23 protein-coding genes are annotated in these 21,704 nt (G+C 38.5%); 18 read left to right on the plus strand and 5 right to left on the minus strand.

From position 1 onward, the window contains the following. Positions 1-99 precede the first annotated feature (99 nt). On the plus strand, positions 100-486 hold the full coding sequence (locus HMPREF0873_RS04750; protein ID WP_008714711.1) for a hypothetical protein: 387 nt from the start codon (positions 100-102) through the stop codon (positions 484-486). Between the two features lie 95 nt (positions 487-581). Here HMPREF0873_RS04750 and HMPREF0873_RS10135 read toward each other — a convergent pair whose 3' ends face one another. Both HMPREF0873_RS10135 and HMPREF0873_RS04755 read right to left on the minus strand, forming a co-directional pair. Further along, positions 582-653: a putative holin-like toxin gene (locus tag HMPREF0873_RS10135; protein ID WP_219565824.1), complete on the minus strand. Its 72-nt coding sequence runs from the start codon at positions 651-653 to the stop codon at positions 582-584. 612 nt (positions 654-1,265) lie between these two features. Further along, complete coding sequence (locus tag HMPREF0873_RS04755) at positions 1,266-1,643, minus strand: carboxymuconolactone decarboxylase family protein (RefSeq protein WP_008714713.1); 378 nt, start codon at positions 1,641-1,643, stop codon at positions 1,266-1,268. A gap of 66 nt (positions 1,644-1,709) precedes the next feature. On the opposite strand from HMPREF0873_RS04755, the gene HMPREF0873_RS04760 reads away from it, so the two are divergent. The 7 genes from HMPREF0873_RS04760 to HMPREF0873_RS04790 all read left to right on the plus strand — a co-directional run bounded on the left by HMPREF0873_RS04760 (position 1,710) and on the right by HMPREF0873_RS04790 (position 7,377). Further along, entirely contained in the window at positions 1,710-2,072 is a 363-nt protein-coding gene (locus HMPREF0873_RS04760; RefSeq protein WP_008714715.1) for a MerR family transcriptional regulator, read from the plus strand. Positions 2,073-2,198: 126 nt separating this feature from the next. Then, the gene (locus HMPREF0873_RS04765) at positions 2,199-2,543 is read left to right on the plus strand and encodes a zinc ribbon domain-containing protein YjdM (RefSeq protein ID WP_004698208.1); all 345 of its coding nucleotides are present in this window, start codon (positions 2,199-2,201) and stop codon (positions 2,541-2,543) included. A gap of 100 nt (positions 2,544-2,643) precedes the next feature. Then, positions 2,644-3,039 (plus strand): hypothetical protein, encoded by a 396-nt coding sequence (locus HMPREF0873_RS04770; RefSeq protein ID WP_008714718.1) that lies wholly within the window; start codon positions 2,644-2,646, stop codon positions 3,037-3,039. 10 nt (positions 3,040-3,049) lie between these two features. After that, a complete protein-coding gene (locus HMPREF0873_RS04775; RefSeq protein WP_008714720.1) occupies positions 3,050-3,562 on the plus strand; it encodes a phosphatidylglycerophosphatase A in 513 nt (170 codons plus the stop codon). A gap of 214 nt (positions 3,563-3,776) precedes the next feature. After that, on the plus strand, positions 3,777-4,316 hold the full coding sequence (locus tag HMPREF0873_RS04780) for a cysteine hydrolase family protein (RefSeq protein WP_004698113.1): 540 nt from the start codon (positions 3,777-3,779) through the stop codon (positions 4,314-4,316). Positions 4,317-4,675: 359 nt separating this feature from the next. Next, positions 4,676-5,305, plus strand: a complete 630-nt coding sequence (locus HMPREF0873_RS04785) for a superoxide dismutase (RefSeq protein ID WP_008714722.1) — start codon at positions 4,676-4,678, stop codon at positions 5,303-5,305. Between the two features lie 428 nt (positions 5,306-5,733). Then, positions 5,734-7,377: a DUF438 domain-containing protein gene (locus HMPREF0873_RS04790; protein ID WP_008714724.1), complete on the plus strand. Its 1,644-nt coding sequence runs from the start codon at positions 5,734-5,736 to the stop codon at positions 7,375-7,377. 335 nt (positions 7,378-7,712) lie between these two features. On the opposite strand, the gene HMPREF0873_RS04795 is transcribed toward HMPREF0873_RS04790, so the two are convergent. Beyond that, positions 7,713-8,900, minus strand: a complete 1,188-nt coding sequence (locus tag HMPREF0873_RS04795) for a MalY/PatB family protein (protein ID WP_008714725.1) — start codon at positions 8,898-8,900, stop codon at positions 7,713-7,715. A gap of 619 nt (positions 8,901-9,519) precedes the next feature. On the opposite strand from HMPREF0873_RS04795, the gene HMPREF0873_RS04800 reads away from it, so the two are divergent. After that, positions 9,520-10,872, plus strand: a complete 1,353-nt coding sequence (locus HMPREF0873_RS04800) for an NAD(P)-dependent oxidoreductase (RefSeq protein ID WP_008714727.1) — start codon at positions 9,520-9,522, stop codon at positions 10,870-10,872. Positions 10,873-11,341: 469 nt separating this feature from the next. Further along, positions 11,342-11,617 (plus strand): helix-turn-helix domain-containing protein, encoded by a 276-nt coding sequence (locus HMPREF0873_RS04805; protein ID WP_004698196.1) that lies wholly within the window; start codon positions 11,342-11,344, stop codon positions 11,615-11,617. Here the strand turns inward: HMPREF0873_RS04805 and HMPREF0873_RS04810 are convergent. Continuing rightward, positions 11,595-12,272, minus strand: a complete 678-nt coding sequence (locus HMPREF0873_RS04810) for a lactate utilization protein (protein WP_008714729.1) — start codon at positions 12,270-12,272, stop codon at positions 11,595-11,597. The genes HMPREF0873_RS04805 and HMPREF0873_RS04810 overlap by 23 nt on opposite strands. Positions 12,273-12,662: 390 nt before the next feature. On the opposite strand from HMPREF0873_RS04810, the gene pta reads away from it, so the two are divergent. From pta to HMPREF0873_RS04830, 4 genes are all read left to right on the plus strand, one after another. Further along, positions 12,663-13,661: a phosphate acetyltransferase gene (pta, locus tag HMPREF0873_RS04815; protein WP_008714731.1), complete on the plus strand. Its 999-nt coding sequence runs from the start codon at positions 12,663-12,665 to the stop codon at positions 13,659-13,661. Positions 13,662-13,924: 263 nt separating this feature from the next. Further along, the gene (locus HMPREF0873_RS04820) at positions 13,925-14,584 is read left to right on the plus strand and encodes a DUF542 domain-containing protein (RefSeq protein ID WP_038125660.1); all 660 of its coding nucleotides are present in this window, start codon (positions 13,925-13,927) and stop codon (positions 14,582-14,584) included. Positions 14,585-14,860: 276 nt separating this feature from the next. Beyond that, positions 14,861-15,664 (plus strand): hypothetical protein, encoded by an 804-nt coding sequence (locus HMPREF0873_RS04825; protein ID WP_008714736.1) that lies wholly within the window; start codon positions 14,861-14,863, stop codon positions 15,662-15,664. Between the two features lie 18 nt (positions 15,665-15,682). After that, complete coding sequence (locus HMPREF0873_RS04830) at positions 15,683-16,225, plus strand: glutathione peroxidase (RefSeq protein WP_008714738.1); 543 nt, start codon at positions 15,683-15,685, stop codon at positions 16,223-16,225. Positions 16,226-16,408: 183 nt separating this feature from the next. On the opposite strand, the gene ygiD is transcribed toward HMPREF0873_RS04830, so the two are convergent. Continuing rightward, positions 16,409-17,203, minus strand: coding sequence for a 4,5-DOPA dioxygenase extradiol (gene ygiD, locus HMPREF0873_RS04835; RefSeq protein ID WP_008714740.1), 795 nt, complete (start codon positions 17,201-17,203; stop codon positions 16,409-16,411). A 440-nt stretch (positions 17,204-17,643) separates the two neighbouring features. Here ygiD and HMPREF0873_RS04840 point away from each other — a divergent pair, with 440 nt between their 5' ends. The 4 genes from HMPREF0873_RS04840 to HMPREF0873_RS04855 all read left to right on the plus strand — a co-directional run bounded on the left by HMPREF0873_RS04840 (position 17,644) and on the right by HMPREF0873_RS04855 (position 21,598). Then, positions 17,644-18,000, plus strand: a complete 357-nt coding sequence (locus tag HMPREF0873_RS04840) for a helix-turn-helix domain-containing protein (RefSeq protein WP_008714741.1) — start codon at positions 17,644-17,646, stop codon at positions 17,998-18,000. 255 nt (positions 18,001-18,255) lie between these two features. Continuing rightward, complete coding sequence (locus tag HMPREF0873_RS04845; RefSeq protein WP_038125661.1) at positions 18,256-18,957, plus strand: MBL fold metallo-hydrolase; 702 nt, start codon at positions 18,256-18,258, stop codon at positions 18,955-18,957. Positions 18,958-19,052: 95 nt separating this feature from the next. Continuing rightward, positions 19,053-20,288 (plus strand): DUF445 family protein, encoded by a 1,236-nt coding sequence (locus tag HMPREF0873_RS04850; RefSeq protein ID WP_038125662.1) that lies wholly within the window; start codon positions 19,053-19,055, stop codon positions 20,286-20,288. Continuing rightward, positions 20,285-21,598, plus strand: a complete 1,314-nt coding sequence (locus tag HMPREF0873_RS04855; RefSeq protein ID WP_008714748.1) for a DUF445 domain-containing protein — start codon at positions 20,285-20,287, stop codon at positions 21,596-21,598. Before HMPREF0873_RS04850 ends, HMPREF0873_RS04855 begins: the two co-directional genes overlap by 4 nt. The last annotated feature ends 106 nt before the right edge of the window (positions 21,599-21,704 follow it).

Genomic DNA, 21,704 nt, shown 5'->3' on the forward strand with positions numbered 1-21,704 from the left:
TCCTTAAAGTATTGATGCTTAGATAAATGGACATATTTGTTTTGTTAATATAAAACTCAATAATAATTTTATGTTGTGTGTTATGATTGGTGAAATTTTATGGTTAGAGTTTTATATTTATTTTTATTGCTAGTTGTTTTGAGTCCTATTAATGCTTTTGCTGATTATCAGAGGGACACGCTTGATATACAACGCTCTCTTAATGAGCAGATACAGTCTCAGTTAAAGATTCCGGCAAAAGTCCTTAAAACGAAGCTTAATAGAGATTATAGTTTTGCCTTACAGATAAAAACGGATACTCAAGGTCGTATTACTTCTGTTGAGTTAGATCCAAATGAGAGTACCTCTAATGATGAGATATATTTAGAGTTAGTACAGTCCGCAAAGGATACCGTTTGGAATATAGGGTATATTGATGTTAAAGCAGAACTTGTTTTTCATGTTCCCATTAATTTTATAATATCCTCTAATGACGATGTAAATTGACAGTCTTTAGAATTCAGACTATACTATAAGTACAAAAGAGCCAATTAACGTGTTCTAGGCGTTAGGCTCATCTTATTTTATAATCAATATATTGATTATTTCTTAAGAATTAACACTACGAGGGTAGCGAATAAAATCATTAATGATAATGCTTCGTATACAGTCATAATGTCACCTCCCTCAAAAGACGGAGATGAACCCAACTCACGTTAATGGCTCTTTCGTTATTAGTATATAGCAGAAAATATTGATTGAAAAATATGGATTAATTTCGTACAACTTGTACACAAATAAAAGGGAGACTCTATCAAGAGTCTCCCTTTTATTAGTTATAAATAGACTAATATTTATTAATAGATTTTTATTGCATAGAACATAAGTTCGGTTTATAATAAACGTAAGATAGTCGAACGAGGTTGGGACACCCTTTTTCTTTGAAGGGGGTGAAAGCCTATGAATGCTTATGAAGTCATTATGATTGTCCTCGGGATTTTAACTGTCGTTATTTCCTTTGGCGCATTGATAGTGCTGATTTGTCGTAATAACGACAAATAGCCCTTCGTTACCAACTGGTAGCTGAAAACGAAAGGCCATTTCTGCATGTCTTATAATGTTTTGGGATGAGCCTGACGGAACCACTCGTCGACTATCTCTTTATTACATTATAATGAGATTGTCGTATATCGTCAATCTGGATGCGTCGTGTAATGTACATAATATAATAATGCTGTTGAGAGGGTCCGTCGGGATCCTCTATTTTTGTTGCCGTCGTTCCTTAATTATAGTACGTTTCGTTCTTCAAAGACTGCTTTCACCGTAAATAGTGCATTCAGTACGCGTGGAAATCCTGCATAGGGGATGCAGTGGGTGCAGACCTCTACGATTTGCTCGGGCGCAATACCGACGTTGAGTGCCGCATTAGTGTGTACTTTCAGTTGAGCCTCGCAACCACCCAGCGTTAAGAGGGATGCGAGTGTAATCAGTTCCCGTTCCTTGAAATTCAAGTTGGGGCGCGTGTAGATGTCGCCGAATAGCTCGACCAATAAAGCGGCTATGGCCGGTGAAATCTCTTGAATTGTGTTATACACCTCCTCGCCGTGCAGTCCGTCAATTTGTTTCAATGTGTTCATACCGATGTTAAAACGTGTTTCTTTCATAATTATTACCTCCGTCTAGACGTATGATATATGCTCGAGTATACTTGAGGTCAAGGTGGTGAAAGTATGAAAATCGGTGAATTTTCAAAATTGGTAGGACTGTCTATTTCTACATTGCGATATTATGAGGATCAGGGGTTCCTTCACATCGAGCGACAGAACGGCATTCGCAATTACCATGCGGAGGACGTGGGTTTTGTACAGTTTGTTAAACGCTTGAAAGACATGGGGATGCCGCTTGTGAACATCAAGCGATATGCGGACTTGCGGTATGCCGGAGCTCATACGGCCCGTGAAAGAATGATACTGTTGCAGGAACACTATCGGTTTATTGAGGCTGAAATCAAACGATTGGAAGGCTATAAGAACAATCTTGAAGATAAATTGAAGTTATATGAAACTTTAGTAAAGAAAAATGAGATTGAGTAGTTTTGTATTGTAGATATTATATAGCCATTGTATTAATATGAAGCCAGTGGTCATCATATCAATATAGAGCTCGGTTTCCAAGGTATGGTATAATACTTTCATTATGTAGTGAAAAAGGAGATCTAAATGGCAAATTTACCTAACTGCCCTAAGTGTGGCGATGAGTACACATACGAAGACGGCCATATGTTTATCTGCCCTATGTGTGGCAACGAATGGACAGCGGCTGATGCACAAGCTGCAGCTGAAGCGGGTATCATTCGCGATGCTAATGGCAACGAGCTTGCTGATGGCGATACAGTGGTTGTTGTAAAAGACCTCAAAGTAAAAGGTGCGGGCGTATTGAAACAAGGTACGCGTGTAAAAAATATTCGCCTCATTACCGATGCAAGCGATGGTCACGATATCGATTGTAAAATTGATGGCTTCGGTGCGATGGCATTGAAATCCGAAATGGTTAAGAAAATCTAATCTAAGAAATCCCTACCGATAAAAATTCGGTAGGGATTTTTTCGTGGTATAATCAACTTATAATGCATATAGTATGAGAGTATTTAGATGAGAGGAAACTATGTTTAATCGTGTTATATTGTTGGCTTTATTAGTGTCTGCGATGAGTCCTATTAGTTCTATAGCTGCAGATATAAAGCCTGCGGACAAGCGTAATTATGAATTGCAACAACAGATTTCTTATAATGTGATCATTCCACCAGAGGCTTTTGAAACGAGTGCAGATGGAACATTAATCGTTCCTATAGAGGTTAAGACGGATGATAAGGGTAATATTGTAGCTGTTGAAGCAGGTCCTAATAATTGGAAACTAGATCGTGAAGCGTACCCTATCTTTGAGGAGGCTGCAAAAGAAGCGGCTTGGAATACTAAACATGTTGATACTGATGAAGCGCTTGTTGTAACGATTCCCGTTAGTATTGTCATGCTACCTGATACTAATTCTAAGAAACGATAAAGGAGGGCTTATGGAAACTACGAAAGATTTAGAGAAATATACTTATGATCTTCTCGCTGAGCGTGGTGTCACATTAGATGACATTGCAGAGCTTGTTTTTTACGTACAAAAACCGTATATGCCGAATTTAAAACTGGAAGAGTGTCGCACAAGTGTGGCTTCTGTACTATCTAAACGGGAGGTGCATAATGCGATTATTACGGGTATAGAGCTTGATAAGTTAACGGAGCAGAATAAACTATCTCAGCCATTGCAACGCATTGTTGCTAATGATGAAAGCCTGTATGGGATTGATGAAATTTTAGCCTTTTCCATCGTTAATTTATATGGGTCCATTGGCTTTACAAACTATGGCTATTTAGACAAGGTGAAGCCAGGTATCATCAAAAAACTAGATAGCGAAGAAGGGGGACGCTGTAATACATTCCTCGATGATTTAGTAGGTGCTGTAGCGGCAGCAGCGGCAGGAAAATTGGCACATAATGAACCAAATCGCGTGCAACATGCTATAGCAGAAGAATAGAAGTCCGTCATATATCTACTTGTCGATAAAGTATGAGGTGGGCTTCGATGACTCATTGATAACACTTTCACAATAACTTGATGACACTTTCACAACAACATGATAACAATGTATAGAGTTGCTAGATACTATTGATGGTATAAATAATAAAGAGTATAAATAATATTGATTGGAAATAAGTACTTTGTTTTGTAGCCTATATACAGGAGGAGCTATGCAAAAGGTTCTAGTAGTTATCGATATGCAAAATGATTTTGTAGATGGTGCCCTTGGTTCATCGCAAGCACAGTTAATCGTAGATAATGTACGTAAGAAAATTGAAAGCTTTGATGGTCCTATCATCTTTACGCGTGACACGCATGATAGAGATTACTTGGAACACCAAGAAGGAAAGCTTTTACCAGTGCCACATTGCGTTAAAAATACCGAGGGCTGGCATATTGTGGATGGCTTGATTGAGGCTGCAGAAGGTCGATCAATTATGAGCCCTGTATCATTTGTAGATAAACCAAACTTTGCTTCTTTTGAGCTGCTCACTCGGTTAGAGGGCATGGATAGGGTAAATCCTATTGAGTCTATTACGCTCATCGGATTATGCACAGATATTTGCGTTGTTTCCAATGCGATTATGCTGAAAGCAGGCTTGCCAGAGATTCCTATTCACATTGATTCGAGCTGTTGTGCTGGCGTAACAGAAGAGTCTCATCAAGCGGCATTAACAACGATGAAAATGTGTCAGTGCATCATTGACTAACTTGTGGATCAAATTTATATAAAGTTATGTGATATTGCTGATCAAAAGTCACATAATAATTAACTAATTAAAGGCTGTAGGAGTTCCTATGGCCTTTTATGTTCGTCTTTTATATTGACGTTTTTCTATATAATGTGTACAATTAGATAAAGAATGATAATTCATATCAATTTGTTAGCTGAAATATTATATCCTAACTTCTGGTTACGTTAGGATAATCAGTCTCTTCTTGAAGTATATATGCTATGCTAGTAGATTGATTCTATATTACCGATGCAGGTGCATCGAATCGCTTTCACAAGAACGATGATACGAAACAGTTAGCATTGTTCTATGCCCTAAATTTAAGGAGGACTACTATGAAACCTTTCGAACTCGCACCATTACCGTATGCGTATGATTACCTTGAACCTGTTATCGATACAGAAACAATGAAATTGCATCATGATAAGCATCATCAAGCATATGTTAATAATTTGAACGCTGCCATCGCGAAATATCCTGATCTTCCGTATGGTTGTGTAGACTGCATTCTCGGCGATATTGCTAATGTGCCTAAAGATATCCGTCAAGCAGTTATCAACAATGGTGGCGGTCACAAGAACCATACCATGTTCTGGGAAATCATGACAAAACCAGATACTTCTAAATTGCAAGGTCCTTTGAAAGAGGCTATCGACGCTGAACTTGGCGGCTACGATGCTTTTGTTGAAAGCTTCTCTACTGCGGCAGCTACACGCTTTGGCTCCGGGTGGGCTTGGCTTGTAGTTAACAAAGATGGCAAGCTAGAAGTGACATCCTCTGCGAACCAAGACAACCCTCTATTGGAAGGTAAAAAAGCAATTTTATGTTTGGACGTTTGGGAACATGCATACTATTTGCACTACCAAAACCGTCGCCCAGACTATATCAAGGAATTCTTCCGAGTTATTAACTGGGACAAAGTTTCTGAAAATTACGAAAAAGCATTGAAACCACATCATGATTAAGTGGTACACTTGTTAGAAACAGAAACAGAAACAGAAACAGAAACAGAAACAGAAACAGAAACAGAAACAGTAATAGTAATAGACAAGTAATTTAAATATATAACGGATAGTTGATGTGTCTCCCTTCATGTATGAGCCGGGATAGATAATCATCTATCCGTTATTTTTATCTTTTTTTACTGTTTTTGAACGTATAATTTATTTTCTTGGTAAAGAGTTACATAATATTTTGAAAATTTTTGAATTACTTTCAAAAGTATTGCCACGGATACAGATTTTCTAATCGATATCGTTTATCATAGATTCATAGGTCATTATATATAGACCTTTTACAGTAAATAGATAGCCTTATATGCGAGATTTTTACGTATAGGGGCTCATTAATATTAGTAAGTATTTTATAAAGATTTTGACATGAGGGGCTCAAAATGGAAAAGAAATTAGATCTATCCAAATCTGTATATGATTTGGTAAAAGAATATCCTGAAGTAGCAGATATTATGAAAGAATTAGGGTTCAGCGAAATCACAAACAAGGTGATGTTGAACTCTGTTGGTAAAATCATGACCATCCCGAAAGGGGCTAAGATGAAAGGCGTATCCATGATCGATATCGTGGGCGCTTTCATGAAAGCTGGCTTTACCTTAGAAGGTGAAATGCCAAATCTATCTGGTGATGATGCGGAAACTGCGGGTCATCCTGGCGTAGCGCCTACTGCAACGGCTACAAAGTCTAATGTTACGGATACATCTGCTAACGTAGCATCTAGTACAGTTGTAGCAAATGCAGTAGAAAACAGTGAACCAGTATCTACTACAGCGACAGCTAATACTGATGAAGATTCCGAAACTAAGGCTGAAGATACAGTTCAAGATAGCGAACGAGTAGAGCAGCTCAAAGGCTTCTTGAAACGTTTAGGCACAGGTGAAGACCTTGGTGCGGTTCGTGAAGACTTTGCTAGTCAATTCGCCCATGTTGAGGCTAGTGAAATCATGAAAGCTGAACAAGGCCTTATGCGTGAAGGCACACCACTAGCAGAGGTTCAACAATTATGTGACCTTCACTCTGCCTTGTTCCACGGCTCCACTATCCATGAACAAATGGAGTCTGAACACGCTAAGGTTGAGGCTGTACTAGAAGCACAAGAAAAAAGTCAAAGCGTAGTAACGCTAGTCGAAACAGTAGGTCATCCACTCAATCGATTAACAGAAGAAAACAAGGCTCTCGATGCATTGATTGAAGCTACAAAGGTTAAGGTGGCCGATAAGACTGCTACGGTAGATGATGTGAACGAAGTGCGCCAAGTGTCTATTCACTACGCTAAGAAGGGAGACCTTTTATATCCTCATTTGAAAGTAGCCTATGATATTTCTGGTCCATCCATGGTTATGTGGACTGTTGATGACGATATTCGCGATGGCTTTGGTCGTCTAGCTCGTGCTAAGTCTATTGATGATGCTTGGTACGAAGAGTTTGATGGTCTTCTCACACGTGCTCAAGAGATGATCTACAAAGAGCAAAATATTTTGTTCCCAATCTGTGCAGAGAACTTTAGTACTGAAGAGTGGTATCAAATTTACAAAGATACAGCGCAGTATGAAGAAATTCTTGGGGTAAAACGCACTATTTGGACAGAGGCTGAAGCCGCATTAGCTACACAAATAACAAAAGCAAGTGGCGATGATAATACTATTGCTCTAATAGGTGGTAGCTTAACTGTGGATCAATTAAATGCCATGCTTAATACAATGCCAATGGAAGTAACCTTCGTTGACCACGAAGACATTAACCGTTACTTCAACGATGGTGAAAAGGTCTTTAAACGCCCTACTACAGCTATCGGTCGCGATGTATACTCTTGCCATCCTCCAAAGATAGAGCCTATCGTACGCGGTATTATTGAATCCTTCCGCAAAGGGGAACGCGATAATGTGGCGGTATGGCTTGAAAAGGTAGGTCGTCCATTCTATGTAAACTATATGGCGGTGCGCGACCAAAACAATAATTACCTTGGTACATTAGAGTTAGTGCAAGACATGCAATTTGCAAAAGACCATTTCAAACGTTCTTAGTAAATTTTATTTTAAATATCTTTACTAAAAGGCCATTTTAAACATTCTTAGTAAAAAACGATTTTTAACATTCTTAGTAAAAGCTATTTAAATATCCCTGCTAAAAGGCTTTTCAAACGTTCCGAATAATCGATTATTTCAAATACTCCTGATAAATAATTGCTTTAATACTCCTAATAAAGGCTTTAGATGTCGGTAATAGTAACGTATGATTAGCTAAAAGTAGGTTTAAATATAATAAGAGGCAGTCACAGACGTTTTATAAACAGCTGTGACTGCCTCTTTTGATTATATAGTGATATTGAAAGTTAACTATTATTTTAGGTTTGAAATATTTAAATATTTTGTAGGATAGCATCCGTAGCAATTTTGATGTTCTCAAGGCTTGTGGCCAAGTTCAAGCGCACAAAGGTTGCGTAGCTTTCACCACCAAACCATTCACCAAAGCTTGGTGCAATACCGCATTTATTTTCAAAGAAATCATGCATTTCCTCTGGTTTAAGATAAGCGCTAAAATCGATCCAAGCCAAATAGGTGCCGTCCATAGGGCTAATGCGAAGTTCAGGCAAGTTGGCAAGTAGTTTATTGCACATATAATCATAGTTTTCTTTCACTACATTGAGTAGGTCCGTTAGCCATGCTTCTGCTTCTGGATGCGTGTAGGCAGCTGTGATGGCTGCCTCGGCAAGAACGTCCGAATCTGTATGGTATACAAGGGCTTTAAAGGCGTTGTAATGATTCCGCAGTTCTTCGTCAGGGATAATGACCTCTGCGTGGTGCAGGCTAGCTATATTGAACGATTTTGACAACGAGGACATGGCGATGAGCCTGTCTGTATACGCTCCTTTAGACACAGTTAATGCAGATGTAAATGGTGTAAGTCCCGTGATGAGGTCCTGATGGATTTCATCACTAATGATAAGGACCTTATGTTGCTGGCAGATACTAAATAGTCGATCCATTTCTTCTGCAGTCCATACGTGGCCTACTGGATTGTGTGGATTACAGTGAATAAACAATTTTACATCGTGTTTAATGATAGCGGCCTCAAAGGCTTCATAATCAACGGCATAGCGATTATCTTCGTTGCGCGTCATGGGAACGGCGATGATTTGCCGCTTCGCATCGCTGGTGCTACTGTCGAATGCGCCGTACACAGGGCTTAACACTGCGATGGCATCATTTGTTTTTGTGAAAGCTGCTATGCACCACATAATGCCCGTAATGACATTAGGTGCGCTGGTGAGCCAACTACCATCAATTATGCAACGATGGCGGCGCTTATACCAACTAATGACAGCCTTTAGGTAATCGGGATTTGTCATGGTATAACCTAAAGGATTGGCTTTTACATAGTTGCAAATCGCCTCTTGGATGCACTGAGGCGGCATAAAATCCATATCCGCAACCCATAGTGGTAATAGGTCAGTTCGATTGAATTTTAACTGTTGTCCGTTCCATTTTCTGGAATGAGATCCTCGGCGATCAATATAGTATTTTTTGGTAAACTCTGCTGTGTTCATAGGGAGCCTCACATTGGTCAAAATTCAGGATAGATTTGGCTGTGATTAGCGTACAAAAGTCGTAAATCTCTGTTTATATTATATCAATATATATGTATCAAGTTATATGTAAATATTAACATAGTTTAATCTTGCATATAGTACTAAAGCAATTATGTTATTAATTACATAATTGTTTTGCTAAGGTAGTGCTAAATCAGTATTACATTAGCGATGTCATAATCATTTTCTTAAATCTCAAACAAAACACACAGAAGGTTTTATTCGCACACATATTTAATCTTAAAAAACAATCCTAAACCAAACCTTGAGCTATATATCGCTATGAAAGGGGGGGAGGCCTACTGGTGCCTCTTTTTCTATGCAATCCTTGCAAGTATAGGGGCTATATTGGCATACCAAAGGTGTGATAATTGCTTGACTGTTGGGACTTTCACAATTTAGAATATACTATAGAATAGTGTGAGTCTGACCAGTGACCACACGTCTATCAAATGGTTACAAAAGATAAATGTTAGCAGCATGTGGCGGCGTCCCTATGTGAGAGGGCTCATCGGAATGCTTAGGTGCATGCAACGCTGTAAGTATAGTACTGGATCCTTGTTAGGAGGCATGTGCCATGAGTAACGAATTAAAACCACTACATTTTGATGCGGATTATACGATGGAGGAAGCGCTCGCAGAGGCAAAACGTTGTTTAAATTGTCCAAAGCCTTTGTGCCGTATGGGCTGTCCTATTGAAAACGAAATACCTCGTTTCATCCAAGCTATCGCACGTGGTAATTTTGGTGAAGCTAATGATATCTTGGCGGAACGAACAAATTTACCGTCTATCTGCGGTCGCGTATGCCCACGAGAAAATCAATGCGAAGGCAACTGTATCATGAATAAGGCGAAAAAACCGCCTATTAACATTGGTAAATTGGAACGCTTCGCGGCTGACTTTGAAAGCATCAATGAACTTCGCAAGCCTAAGAAAATCAAACAAGATCTCGGTAAGGTAGCTGTAGTAGGTTCTGGGCCTGCAGGTTTGTCCGTAGCTGGTGATGTGGCTAAACTCGGTTATGAGGTAACTGTATTTGAAGGCCAATCTGAACCAGGTGGCGTACTCTTATTCGGTATTCCAGAATTCCGCTTGTCCAAAGCCGTTGTACGTCGTGAAATCGCTCGTCTTGAAGGTTTAGGTGTTAAATTCGTATGTAATACATTTATTGGTCAAGATAAAACTTTGGATGATCTTTTTGCTGAAGGTTTTGACTCTATTTTTATCGGTACTGGTACACATATTCCTCAAGAAGTGCGCATGGAAAACGATGAAGTGCATGGTGTATTCCAAGCGATGTACTTGTTGACGAATGTACAATTGGTAGAAAATGGCGAGCTTGATGAAGCTCAAATCCCTGTTAAAAAAGGCGATCGTGTTATCATCATCGGTGGTGGCAACGTAGCGATGGATGCGGCTCGTACATGCGTCCGTTTAGGCTGCGAAGCGGTAACTGTAGCATATCGTCGTAGTCAAGAACAAATGCCAGCCTTGTTGTCTGAATACGAAGAAGCTCGTGCTGAAGGCGTTCAATTCCAATGGTTCGCTTCTCCAGTAGGCGTAGAAGGTACAGATAAGGTAGAAGGCTTCAAATACGAAGTGATGGCACTTAACGAAGATGGTGCAGGTATCCACGGCACTGGTAACTTCCAAGTAATGCCTGTTGATAAAATCATTATCGCCGCAGGTCATAAACCAAATGCTCGTCTTGTAGGTGAAGGTAATAACTTAAAAGTAGATGAAAAAGGTTATATTATTACATCTGAAGATCCTTATGGCATGACTAACCGTAAAGGCGTATTTGCAGGCGGTGACGTTGTACATAAACCAGCTACTGTAGTATTAGCGATGCGTGAAGCTAAAAAAGCTGTTGATGGCATGGTTAAATACATGGAAATCAAAAAAGCACAAGAAAGCATTACTCAATAATCTTATATAAATACATAGAAAGGACTATACAGTTGAACCGTATAGTCCTTTTGTATTGTTAATAGACTTATTATTTCTCAATGTATGTTAACAATATTGCGTATTTACTATACATCGTATAGTCTTCTTGTAGTATTAATAGAACTAGGTGATTTTATAAATCAAGTGTATGCATAATGTATGAATGCTGTATAGAAATGGTAATATATAGATAATACCTGTATTTTTTAATTTATTCACTGTATTTTTAATGATAATAATTTTTATATATACTAAAATTCCACGAAATGATGAAATCCTACGCAACGTAATCTACATAGTAAAAAGCCTTAACTAAACTGATTTAGACATTAGTTTTTGTTAAGGCTTTTGTGTTATTGCATTTCAACTACTACTAGGCACTGACTGAGCCTAGCCGTATAGTAAAGGCATAAGTATGTGTTGAGGGAGAAAGTAGATAGAGGTTGGCATGAATCCTATCGTATGTTGTCAAGACTTACAAGTTCGACAAGAAATTCATAAACTTGGCGTATTGATTTTACTTTGGCGCAGACAATTGGGAATGACCCAGTATCAATTAGCAGATAAATCTGGTCTAGCCCAATCTTATATTAGTGATCTTGAAAGTGGTTCTATCGATCCGAGGTGGTCTACAATTTATCGGGTTGTATACGGACTCGGAGAAATGAGTGTACAAGATTTTTTGAATGGACCTCAAGCTATTAGAAGCCTAAAGATTCATTAATGATGATGACTTCCATGGTTTGCATATTGCGCATCTTTTTATAGTAAATGGTTAATGCGTTACATATGCGGTCAGGAGAGCCACAGTCATAGCATTTTTCTTCTAATGTAGCACATGGATTGAGAGAGCTCTTTTTATTCTTTTTACTGTTGAGTGGAGCGGCTACATTGCGTGCGCGATAGATGGCGGAAGCTAAATCTGGCGTGATTTTGTTGATGCCTAGCACAAAGAATACCTCTTGAGAGCCGAATAAAGAGGCTGCAACACGATTACCCGTACCATCAATATTAACCATCTCTCCCGTTTGAGCAAGAGCGTTTACAGAGGTAAGGAATACATCACGCCCCATGGTACGCAATGCGGTGTCGCGGAAACTTTCACCGGGAAGCGGACGTTGAATATCTGTTATATCATCGTTGACCTGGGCTAAGACATCATGAACCTTGAGCTCCAATAAGGTGTGAGAATCACCGATGGCTACACGTTTATTTTGAATACGACCTTTTAAATAGGAAATAGCTTCTGCGCCTGTTTCAAAATAATGAACTACAAATTTATTTCGCTCCAAGGCTTTAATCGTTTTCTCTATGTCTATAGGCGTTTCGTTAATTTCTGGATTTATAACGGCGTTGATTGTTGTCTCAGTATTTGCCATAAGCCCTCCTAAATGGGTGTATAAGGAATATAAATTGGCATTTTGCTATCCGTATTTTATTTCTATTATTGTAGCGTGTATGTGTAAAGAGTTCAATTATTGGTATGTAGTTCGTAAATAAAAATTAATTGAGAAGTTGTGTTTTAAATTTTTAAATTAAAACACTAGAAATCTAATCCAACTTTACATTAAAAATGATAAAAAGTTGGAATGAAATCCAAGTTGATAGTTAAAATTGAGAAAAGTTGGAATGAGTTCCAACTTTCACAAAAAGAGTATAATACTAGGAATGATATGTTAAGAAATAATTTTTACTTTTACCAATAGGTTGAATTTGCTATAATAATAGTATTGATATGGCGTAAAGCCAATGTTAAGGAGGCAAAAATCGTGGATTTAATTCAAAAATTAAAAGACCAAGTAAAACCATTAGGTAAAAAAATCGTGTTGCCAGAATACAAAGATGAACGCGTATTGAAAGCAACTGAAATTATTTTGAAAGAAGGTTTCGTAACACCTGTACTCGTTGGTAGCCCTGCTGAAATCGCTGAAGCGGCTAAAGCTGTTGGTGTATCCATTGAAGGTGCTGAAATCATCGATCCTGCTAACTACGATCGTTACCAAGAAATGGTTGATACATTCGTAGAATTGCGCGCTAAAAAAGGTATGACTCCTGAAAAGGCTGATGCAACTATGAAAGGTGATTGCTTGTTCTTCGGTGCTATGCTTGTTCGTCTTGGTGCAGTAGACGGCATGGTTGCTGGCTCTGCTTGCCCAACTGCAAACGTATTGCGCGCTGCATTACAAGTTGTAGGTACTAAACCAGGTCTTAAAACTGTATCTTCTTCCATGTTCATGTTCACAAGCAAAAAAGAATATGGCGACGACGGTATGCTTGTATTCTCCGATTGCGGCGTATTGCCTAACCCAACTAGCGAACAATTGGCTGATATTGCAGAATCCACTGTAGAAAAAGCTCGCAAAGTTGTTGGCATGGCTGATCCTCGCGTATCCATGTTGTCCTTCTCCACAAAAGGTTCTGCTTCCACTCCTGAAGTAGATAAAGTGGTTGAAGCTGTTAACATCTTGAAAGAACGCAACGTTGACTTCAAATTCGACGGCGAATTACAATTGGACGCTTCCATCGTTCCTTCTGTAGCAGAAAAGAAAGCTCCTGGCTCCAACGTAGCTGGTAAAGCTAATATCTTGATTTTCCCTGATCTTCAAGCTGCTAACATTGGTTACAAATTGGTACAACGCTTCTCCGGCGCTGATGCTCTTGGCCCATTGATTCAAGGTTTGGCTAAACCAGTTCATGACCTTTCCCGTGGTTGCTCCGCTCAAGACGTTGTAGACGTTGCCGCTATCGCTGCTATTGAAAGCATCTAATAGTTACTCACACAATTATATATAAACATATGTCATATATATTTTGATATGCTGAAAGCTGGCTCTATGGGGCCAGCTTTTTGTATGTTCAATATATATCTATGTATTTTTATATTCATTACTTTATGTTATTTTCTACAGCATTACCATTGTTGTCATGTTACTTTCAAATTCGTAGCCACTGCGACAGACAGAATCCATGGTTGATCGTATAGTATAACTATAAGAATATAGATCGGCGTAAACCATTGGAGGTGTATCTTATGAGTTTTGAAACTATTAATAAATCCATGACCGTAGCTGATGCGGTTAAAGTAAATCCAGAGTTAATGGATGTATTAGCAAAAGATGGAATTGATTTTTGCTGTGGTGGTGGACATCCTTTAGCGGAGGCTATTGCAGAAATAGGTAAAGATGTGGATGCATACATTGCTATGTTAAATGATGTACAAGTTGCTCAGAAATCTTCTCGTGCAGAGGTGCTTAGTTATTCTAAAGACCAATTGATTGACTACATCGTTCATACCTATCATCGAGAACAATTGAATATGATTGATGAAATTGACCAAGGACTGGCAAAACTACTAAATGTACATTATGACCATCATGGTGAGGAATTGACAAAGATTTATCAAACCTTTTTGCAACTCAAATCCGCTCTTGTACCTCATTTCCGGCATGAAGAACATGTAGACTTTCCTGAGTTTAAATCGGGTAAACCAATAGACTTTGATGAACTTCGGGCTGAACACGAAGCTGCAGGTGTACTTTTGGAATCCTTAAGTGCATTGACCAACCAGTACACAGCACCAGCAGATGGCTGTGCTACTTATGTCTATGTATTTAAGACCATGAAAGCCTTAGAAGAAGGCCTGCATGAACATATTTTCTTAGAAAATTCTGTTTTGTTTGACATGAAATAGATTATAATATCATCTGTATAATGACAAGAAGCTATTACAAAATGGCTCCTTGTATGTAGTAAAGACACCAATCGAATGGTTGGTGTCTTTTGTTATCTTGAGAATCATGAGTTTGTAGCTATAGTATGGGGGAAATACATCATTTGCGTAAATTCATATAGAAGGTGTATGATTAAGTTAACTATATTTGATTAATATCTTTAATCAATATATTGAGTAAATGCACTTGATATATACAGGTGTAGTTATGTTTGAAGTCGTGAAAAGGAGAGGGCTATGATTTCTGTATTCGACACAAATCCTGTTGTTTTTGAAAGTACGGATCGTATATTGACGGTTAGTTACAATGGTGTACTCTGTAAAGATTCGAATGGACAAGTTATAACTGACATTGATTTTGATGATGTAAATGAGCTTCATCTTACAAGATATTTAAATTCAAATAGTAACTATTCGATTATATTTAGAGACCATAATTGGAAAAATATAGAAGGTCAAGATTTAGATACTGACCGTACAGATTATAATACTGGTCATAATATTCGTGAAACCAAAGCAATCATTGCTGCCTTTGCTCGCCATAAATTGACAGCGGACTTCCCTACAAATTTAGACACCCTTCAATTGCCACTAGATTACTCCTATATGGGGAAACGAGAAATTACCATTAAAAACGGTGTTATCTCGAATGGTAAGGTAGATATTCCTATTAATGAAATTCGTCGCGTAGTATGTGCATCTAATGGTACAATTAGTAAACTATTAGTATATAAAGAAGAAAAACCTAGTTCTTTCTTTAAAAAGATTTTCGACAAATGTGATATGAAAATTACGTTGAATGCCATTACGTTGCCTTTGTTGGAAGCTATCGTAACGCGCAATACTGGTCATGGTATCGACTTCTCCCGCGGTAATGGGTTTGATCAAAAGGATTCCAACTATATTATTATTCGCTATCTTGACTCGGGATTCTTCCTTGATAAGGATGGTACGGCACCTACAGAATGGCAGAAAACTGCGGCTGATAGAACAGCTGCCTTTGATTATGATGTGCGTTATAAATATAATAGAGATTTTTAATTTAAATTAGGAGATTCCATGTCTGTATATCAATTTTCCCTGCCTACTAAGTCTGGTGAATTACAATCATTACAAACATTTGAAGGCAAAGTTCTTATCATTGTTAATACGGCGAGTAAATGTGGGTTTACTCACCAATATGAGGGACTAGAGGCTCTTTATAAGCAATATAAAGAGCAAGGATTAGAAATTATTGCGGTTCCTTCCAATCAATTTGGAGAGGAAGAACCTGGTTCTAATAACGAAATCCAATCCTTCTGCAAATTGAATTACGGTGTCACTTTTACAGTTATGGGGAAAGCAGATGTACGCGATGAAAGTGCATTAGACCTTTTTAAATACATGATACGAGAACAACCGTTCCAAGGCTTCCCACCTAGTGATAAAACCGAAATGCTTACAAATTATCTCAATGGCATCGATCCTAATTATTTAAGAGATGATGAGGTAAAGTGGAACTTCACTAAGTTTGTTATAGATCGTAAAGGTAATGTGGTAGGGCGCTTTGAGCCTGTTGTAAAACCGATGGAAATGGAAGCTTTCATTAAAAAACTCGTTTAGTAGAGTCATTAATATGGTAAAGAAAAGAACCGCTAGTTTTTGTAACTAGCGGTTCTTTTGCGTAAATAAATAAATAAATACATATATATATATATATATTTATTTTTGTTTATACATAGTAATGTAAGGTTTTATGTGAATAGGAAATAAATTTCCTAGGAGATTTTTTGTATCATTATGGGCTTAAAATATGTTTTGAGGCTCATCCTCAAAGATAAATCCTGTCATTGATAGGGAACCCAAACTATAGGTTTGATTAAATACAGTCGGTTTTGCACTTTCACTAGCACCCATAATATAGATTAATGGCAGATAGTGATCTGGTGTAGGTGCTGCGTAGCTTGCTTGAGGATGTCGAGTGTAATTAACAATAGCATTTATATCATTTTCTAAGACTGCCTTAGAAATGTATTGGTCAAACTCAATTGTGGCAGAGGTTCCGGATGGACTATCCCATTCTATGCGTCTTAGATTATGAACGATATTACCGCTGCCCATGATAAGATAGCCTTCATCGCGTAATGACTGAAGCTTTACGCCTAGTTGATAGGCTTCTTTTGGGCTTAGGTGTTTGTTGATAGATAGTTGGACAACTGGAATTGATGCATCAGGGAACATGTGAACTAATACGGTCCACATGCCGTGGTCGATGCCCCAAGTATCATTTATAGAAACGAAGTTACCCAGTAATTTTTGTACTTCTTTCGTTAAATTGCTGTCTCCTTTTGCAGGATAGACAACCTCGTAAAGCTCCTGAGGAAAGCCATACATATCGTAAATTTGTTTTGGATTCTCTGTGCTTTGAATGTAAGTGCCATCTGCATACCAATGAGCGGAGATGGCAAGTATGGCTTTTGGTTTGCCATAGTTGTTGATTATATTTTGTCCTACATTTTTGAAAGTAGTTGTTGTTTCTGTATGTTCTAAGGCCATCATGGGACTGCCATGGCCTACGAATAATGTTGGCATGCGTTTCATAATATCACCTAATCCTTCAATTGATAATGTGTAATCTGTTTAATGTTGTAAAATTGATACAATTGTTTAGCTATAAATGTTGATGACTAAATCTAATAGTTATTGATTTACCAACCGATAATTGTATTTAGTTAGTCAGTTTATTATATATTGGTGCAAATATTTTGAATAGTAGAATTATTTGAGATAGGTACTATCAAAAATGATAGAATTGTGATGTTTACTGATTAAAATTTTTTCAAAAATTTTTGTACCCTAAAAAAAGATACTATAAAGTGCTTGCAATTCTAAAAAATTATGATAAGATTTGAACTACATTAAGTGGAAATATTTCTAATACCGAAATAGAAATTGTAGTATAGCGATAAAGAGTAGCATAGCTATAGATATTAATTTTGTTATAACAAGCTACTTAAGTTAGATATATAAGGAGAATTACAATGGCAGAGCAACTCGTAAATGTTCATGATTTAGTGGGCCGCTGTCCTTTTGCAACGAGTCAAAAGTTATTAGCCGGCAAATGGTCTTTGTTGATCATGCATGAATTATCTGAAGGTCCTGTGCGGTTCCGTGAACTAGAGCGAAGATTATATCCAATCACGCAAGCAACTCTTACAAGAGCGTTGCGTCAAATGGAGGATGATGGCCTTGTACATCGTGAAGTATATGGTACAATTCCACCTAAGGTTGAATATAGTCTTACCGAAGTGGGGGCCGGTTTTAAAACAGTTCTCGCATCCCTTGAAAATTGGGGCAACCAATATATCGACTATATGAAAGCCGCTGGCCGCATGTAAGAAATGCCAGCGGCATTTCTGCCCTATTACGATTAAACATATGTGGCACTATATAGATTTAAGAAGGAGTTAAAAGTCCTCTATACATATCATGATAATCTTATATAGGTATTCATAATCCGTTACATGTGTTATATAGAGTTCTTTGTACGAAGTATGAAAGGTCTTTTGTTTATGCCATGTATTAAGAAAAATATGGTATAATAAAAAACACGAATGATATAAATTCTCAATAAATTAGAGGTATTGATAATAATGTTACATGTTACTTTTTTAGCGCATAGCGGATTCCTCGTAGAGGATGGTAAGCGTTGCTATGTGTTTGATTATTATAAGGATCCTAATAATATTGTTTGGCAGTTGGCTAAACGAGGTCGTGAACTTTGGTTCTTCGTGAGCCACACTCATGGAGATCACTTTAACCCATCCATTACGGAGTTTGATGGTCCTCAAACGCGCTATATTTGTCATCAAGATGTGCCGTTAGAGGGCAAGGTAAAAAAATGTATTACCATGCGTCCTGGCCAAGATGCGATATTAGATGATGTAGGCATCCATATGTATGGCAGCACCGATGAAGGCGGTTCTTTTTACGTAAAGACAAATACGGCGAATATCGACTCTGACTCTATCTTCCATGCAGGCGACCTTAATTGGTGGCATTGGCTTGGCGATACGCCAGAAAACAATGCGGATGCAAAGCGTATGGCTTGGCGTGAGTTCAAGGAATTAGATGGTTTGTCCGTAGATGTAGCGATGTTCCCTGTCGACAATCGTTTGGAAGACGCTATGGAGTGGGGTAGTATTGAATTTTTGCGCCGTGTACAGGTGAATAAAGCCTTTATTCCAATGCATTTGAATGGTCCATTATGGACACCGTCTGTGTACTTTAAAGCTCTCTTTGGGGAGGTGCCGATTTGGGAACCTCAAAAAGATGGCGATGAGGCTACATTTTAGATTGTAGATATAAGTGTGAAAGTCCGTAGACCTCGAGGTCACTACGTTATATAGGAACAGTCTATATGCGTAATTGAGTAAGTTAGGATCAAGTGATGATGAAAACCAAACCAGTGGCAACCACCCTGTTGGTTGTCATGGCTATTATATTTTTAATTTCATATCCGCAGCGACATGATATATTTTGGGCCTTTATCATGCATATCTCTGGGGCAGCTATGATAGGCGGCCTTGCGGACTGGTATGCAGTAACGGCTCTCTTTACGAAGCCTTTAGGCATTCCTTTCAAAACGGCAATCTTGCCGCGCAGTAAGGAACGATTAATTCAAATAGGCCGCACTATGCTCAGCGAAGAGCTGTTGCGCGTGCCACAGATGTATTATGCTATCAAAAAAGAACGCGTTATGGTCCGTATCGTTGAATACGGCATGAGCGATGTGGGACAAGTTCAAATTCGAAATCTCTTGTACGGTGTGGGCAATCAAGTTTTATCTCATATGGATATTGAACCGATGCGCCAAGAGATTAATAAGGCCATTTATAAGGGGGTTACAAACTGGAAAGCAACACCCCTCGTTATTCTCTTTGGCCGTTGTATGCTAGAACGTCACACAGCAAGCGTGTTTTGGCTTTATTTTAACCGCACATGTCAGCGTGTTATCGCATCAAATCAAGTATATCCGTATTTGTATCGCGTCATGCTAGACATTATGAAAACTTATACAAAGGATTCTTTCTTTCGCGAATTGGCTATCGCCTTTGGTGGAGATGGACTTTCACCAGAACGATTGGTAGAAACGGTACAGAAAAAAGCCGTTCAATTCTTGAAGGAAAATGAATCTATTGACTCTGCATTGGGACGCTATGTATGGGGCCAAGCAATTCGCTTTTTTAATAATTTGGAAACTAATACAGAGTGGCAAGCTTTCATCGAAGAACATAAAAATCAGTGGATTAGAATGGTTCTTGAAGAATGGGAAGGCAAACTTATCGATGGGGATACATTGGATTGGAAACGCCTCATGGACATCGTTATGGAGCGCTTTAATGTTCTCGGCACCGAAATTTTGTTGAATCCAGATAAGCAGGCGCCGTTTGAGCGGTTCTTCTTGTTGCGTAGTATTCCGTGGTTGCAGAAATTGAACCCCCTCATCGACAGTGTGGTAGGTCAGGAGTTATCTCGTTACTCGCCTGATGAAATCACTCAAATTGTTCGTGGCAAAATGTACTATGACCTTCAAATGGTGCGTATTAATGGTTCCCTCATAGGGGCTGTCCTTGGGGGCATCTTATACGGTTTGACCATCATTGTAGAGGGGGTGCTCAAATGATTAGTTATTTGAAATCCCTTACCTTGAAACAGCGTGCTAATCGCATTTTAGGCTTGACTGCCGTATTGTATTGTTTTGCTTTTGTAGGACAATTTTTCTTTGGCTATGAAAGTTGGTATCAACCGTTGTACTGGGCTGTCCAATCTGCCCTCATCGGTAGTGTGGCTGACTGGTTTGCTGTAACAGCATTATTCCGTAAGCCACTAGGTTTCCCATATCATACAGCGCTAATTCCTCGCAATAAAGATCGTCTCATTAATGGCGTTATTAAACTTGTAGAGACGAAGATGCTTACCAAGGAGCGTTGTAAAGTATTATTGAAAAATGTGCAATTTGTGCCATTGTTTGAAAAGTTCTTGTTGTCTCCTGAGGGACAGCGAGCAGCACGCCTTGTGATTCATCAAGGACTACACCTTTTATGGAAATCTCAAACTAATGAAGAATGGGCACAATGGGGGGCAAAACGCATTCGTGGATTGCTTCAACAACATTCTCTCGTACCCGTTTTGAAACATGTATTACTCGATTTATGTGAGCATAATCGCTATGAAAGCATGGTAGTACAAGTTTTAAACGTGATTCAAGAACGGATTAATCATCCAGCTATGGTTACCTGGCTTACCGCTGTCGTAGCAGAAGAGGCACATAAGAAAAAGCGAAAAGGGTTCTGGTCTGATTTCCTTATTTCTATGTCCGAAGCTACCGATGTAGTAAACTATCAAGAAATGGCAGAGGCTATTGTCCAAGAGGCCTATGCGATGCTGGAAAGCTGGAAGCGACCCAATAGCCCCGAACGAACTGCTTGGTTGCGACAATGGGTAGAACCAATTCGTAATATTGAAGAGAACCATGAAGTCTGCGATGCTCTTGATGAAGCGTGGGAACGTTGGATTCGCGAACAAGATTGGGAATCTGTTATTGAAAACCATTTATGCCCTTATATAGAAGAACTATTGCTCGTAGGGGATGAAAACGGAGAAACTCCGGCTCAGGTTTTAGTTAATATTGCTCTTGAATTATGGAATGTATACGGTCAATCGGACGATCTTAGAAATCGTATTGAAAAAACCTTACACGATATTGGGGATTACGTCCTTGAACAAGGGTATGACCTCATTGAAACTATCATACGTCAAGTATTAGGCGGCCTTAGTACAGATAAATTTATTTACTTTATCGAATCTAAGGTGGAGGATGATCTCAGTTGGATTCGTATTAATGGTGCCGTCGTTGGTGCTGTAGCGGGACTACTCGTGTGGACATTTCTCGAATATGTATATATGCCGTTCTGGCAACAATTTGTAGGCTAAAGTTAATTATCTATAATAAGTTGCTTTAAAACTAAATACATAAAACTAGTATATAGAAAAAGCTTCTATATGCTAGTTTATTATGGTTTAATTAATTCTACATTAT

The organism is Veillonella sp. 3_1_44, assembly GCF_000163715.1.
Classification (GTDB): Bacteria; Bacillota; Negativicutes; order Veillonellales; family Veillonellaceae; genus Veillonella; species Veillonella parvula_A.

Bases quoted from the DNA above. Each gene is read 5' to 3' on its own strand.
- HMPREF0873_RS04780 (WP_004698113.1), top strand. From the start codon at position 3,777: ATGCAAAAGGTTCTAGTAGTTATCGATATGCAAAATGATTTTGTAGAT.
- HMPREF0873_RS04760 (WP_008714715.1), top strand. From the start codon at position 1,710: ATGAAAATCGGTGAATTTTCAAAATTGGTAGGACTGTCTATTTCTACA.
- HMPREF0873_RS04850 (WP_038125662.1), top strand. From the start codon at position 19,053: ATGATGAAAACCAAACCAGTGGCAACCACCCTGTTGGTTGTCATGGCT.
- HMPREF0873_RS04810 (WP_008714729.1), bottom strand. From the start codon at position 12,272: ATGGCAAATACTGAGACAACAATCAACGCCGTTATAAATCCAGAAATT.
- HMPREF0873_RS04805 (WP_004698196.1), top strand. From the start codon at position 11,342: ATGAATCCTATCGTATGTTGTCAAGACTTACAAGTTCGACAAGAAATT.
- HMPREF0873_RS04825 (WP_008714736.1), top strand. From the start codon at position 14,861: ATGATTTCTGTATTCGACACAAATCCTGTTGTTTTTGAAAGTACGGAT.
- HMPREF0873_RS04765 (WP_004698208.1), top strand. From the start codon at position 2,199: ATGGCAAATTTACCTAACTGCCCTAAGTGTGGCGATGAGTACACATAC.
- HMPREF0873_RS04820 (WP_038125660.1), top strand. From the start codon at position 13,925: ATGAGTTTTGAAACTATTAATAAATCCATGACCGTAGCTGATGCGGTT.
- HMPREF0873_RS04790 (WP_008714724.1), top strand. From the start codon at position 5,734: ATGGAAAAGAAATTAGATCTATCCAAATCTGTATATGATTTGGTAAAA.
- HMPREF0873_RS04795 (WP_008714725.1), bottom strand. From the start codon at position 8,900: ATGAACACAGCAGAGTTTACCAAAAAATACTATATTGATCGCCGAGGA.
- HMPREF0873_RS04830 (WP_008714738.1), top strand. From the start codon at position 15,683: ATGTCTGTATATCAATTTTCCCTGCCTACTAAGTCTGGTGAATTACAA.
- HMPREF0873_RS04755 (WP_008714713.1), bottom strand. From the start codon at position 1,643: ATGAAAGAAACACGTTTTAACATCGGTATGAACACATTGAAACAAATT.
- HMPREF0873_RS04845 (WP_038125661.1), top strand. From the start codon at position 18,256: ATGTTACATGTTACTTTTTTAGCGCATAGCGGATTCCTCGTAGAGGAT.
- HMPREF0873_RS04750 (WP_008714711.1), top strand. From the start codon at position 100: ATGGTTAGAGTTTTATATTTATTTTTATTGCTAGTTGTTTTGAGTCCT.
- HMPREF0873_RS04855 (WP_008714748.1), top strand. From the start codon at position 20,285: ATGATTAGTTATTTGAAATCCCTTACCTTGAAACAGCGTGCTAATCGC.
- HMPREF0873_RS04775 (WP_008714720.1), top strand. From the start codon at position 3,050: ATGGAAACTACGAAAGATTTAGAGAAATATACTTATGATCTTCTCGCT.
- HMPREF0873_RS04800 (WP_008714727.1), top strand. From the start codon at position 9,520: ATGAGTAACGAATTAAAACCACTACATTTTGATGCGGATTATACGATG.
- HMPREF0873_RS04770 (WP_008714718.1), top strand. From the start codon at position 2,644: ATGTTTAATCGTGTTATATTGTTGGCTTTATTAGTGTCTGCGATGAGT.
- HMPREF0873_RS04785 (WP_008714722.1), top strand. From the start codon at position 4,676: ATGAAACCTTTCGAACTCGCACCATTACCGTATGCGTATGATTACCTT.
- ygiD (WP_008714740.1), bottom strand. From the start codon at position 17,203: ATGAAACGCATGCCAACATTATTCGTAGGCCATGGCAGTCCCATGATG.
- HMPREF0873_RS04840 (WP_008714741.1), top strand. From the start codon at position 17,644: ATGGCAGAGCAACTCGTAAATGTTCATGATTTAGTGGGCCGCTGTCCT.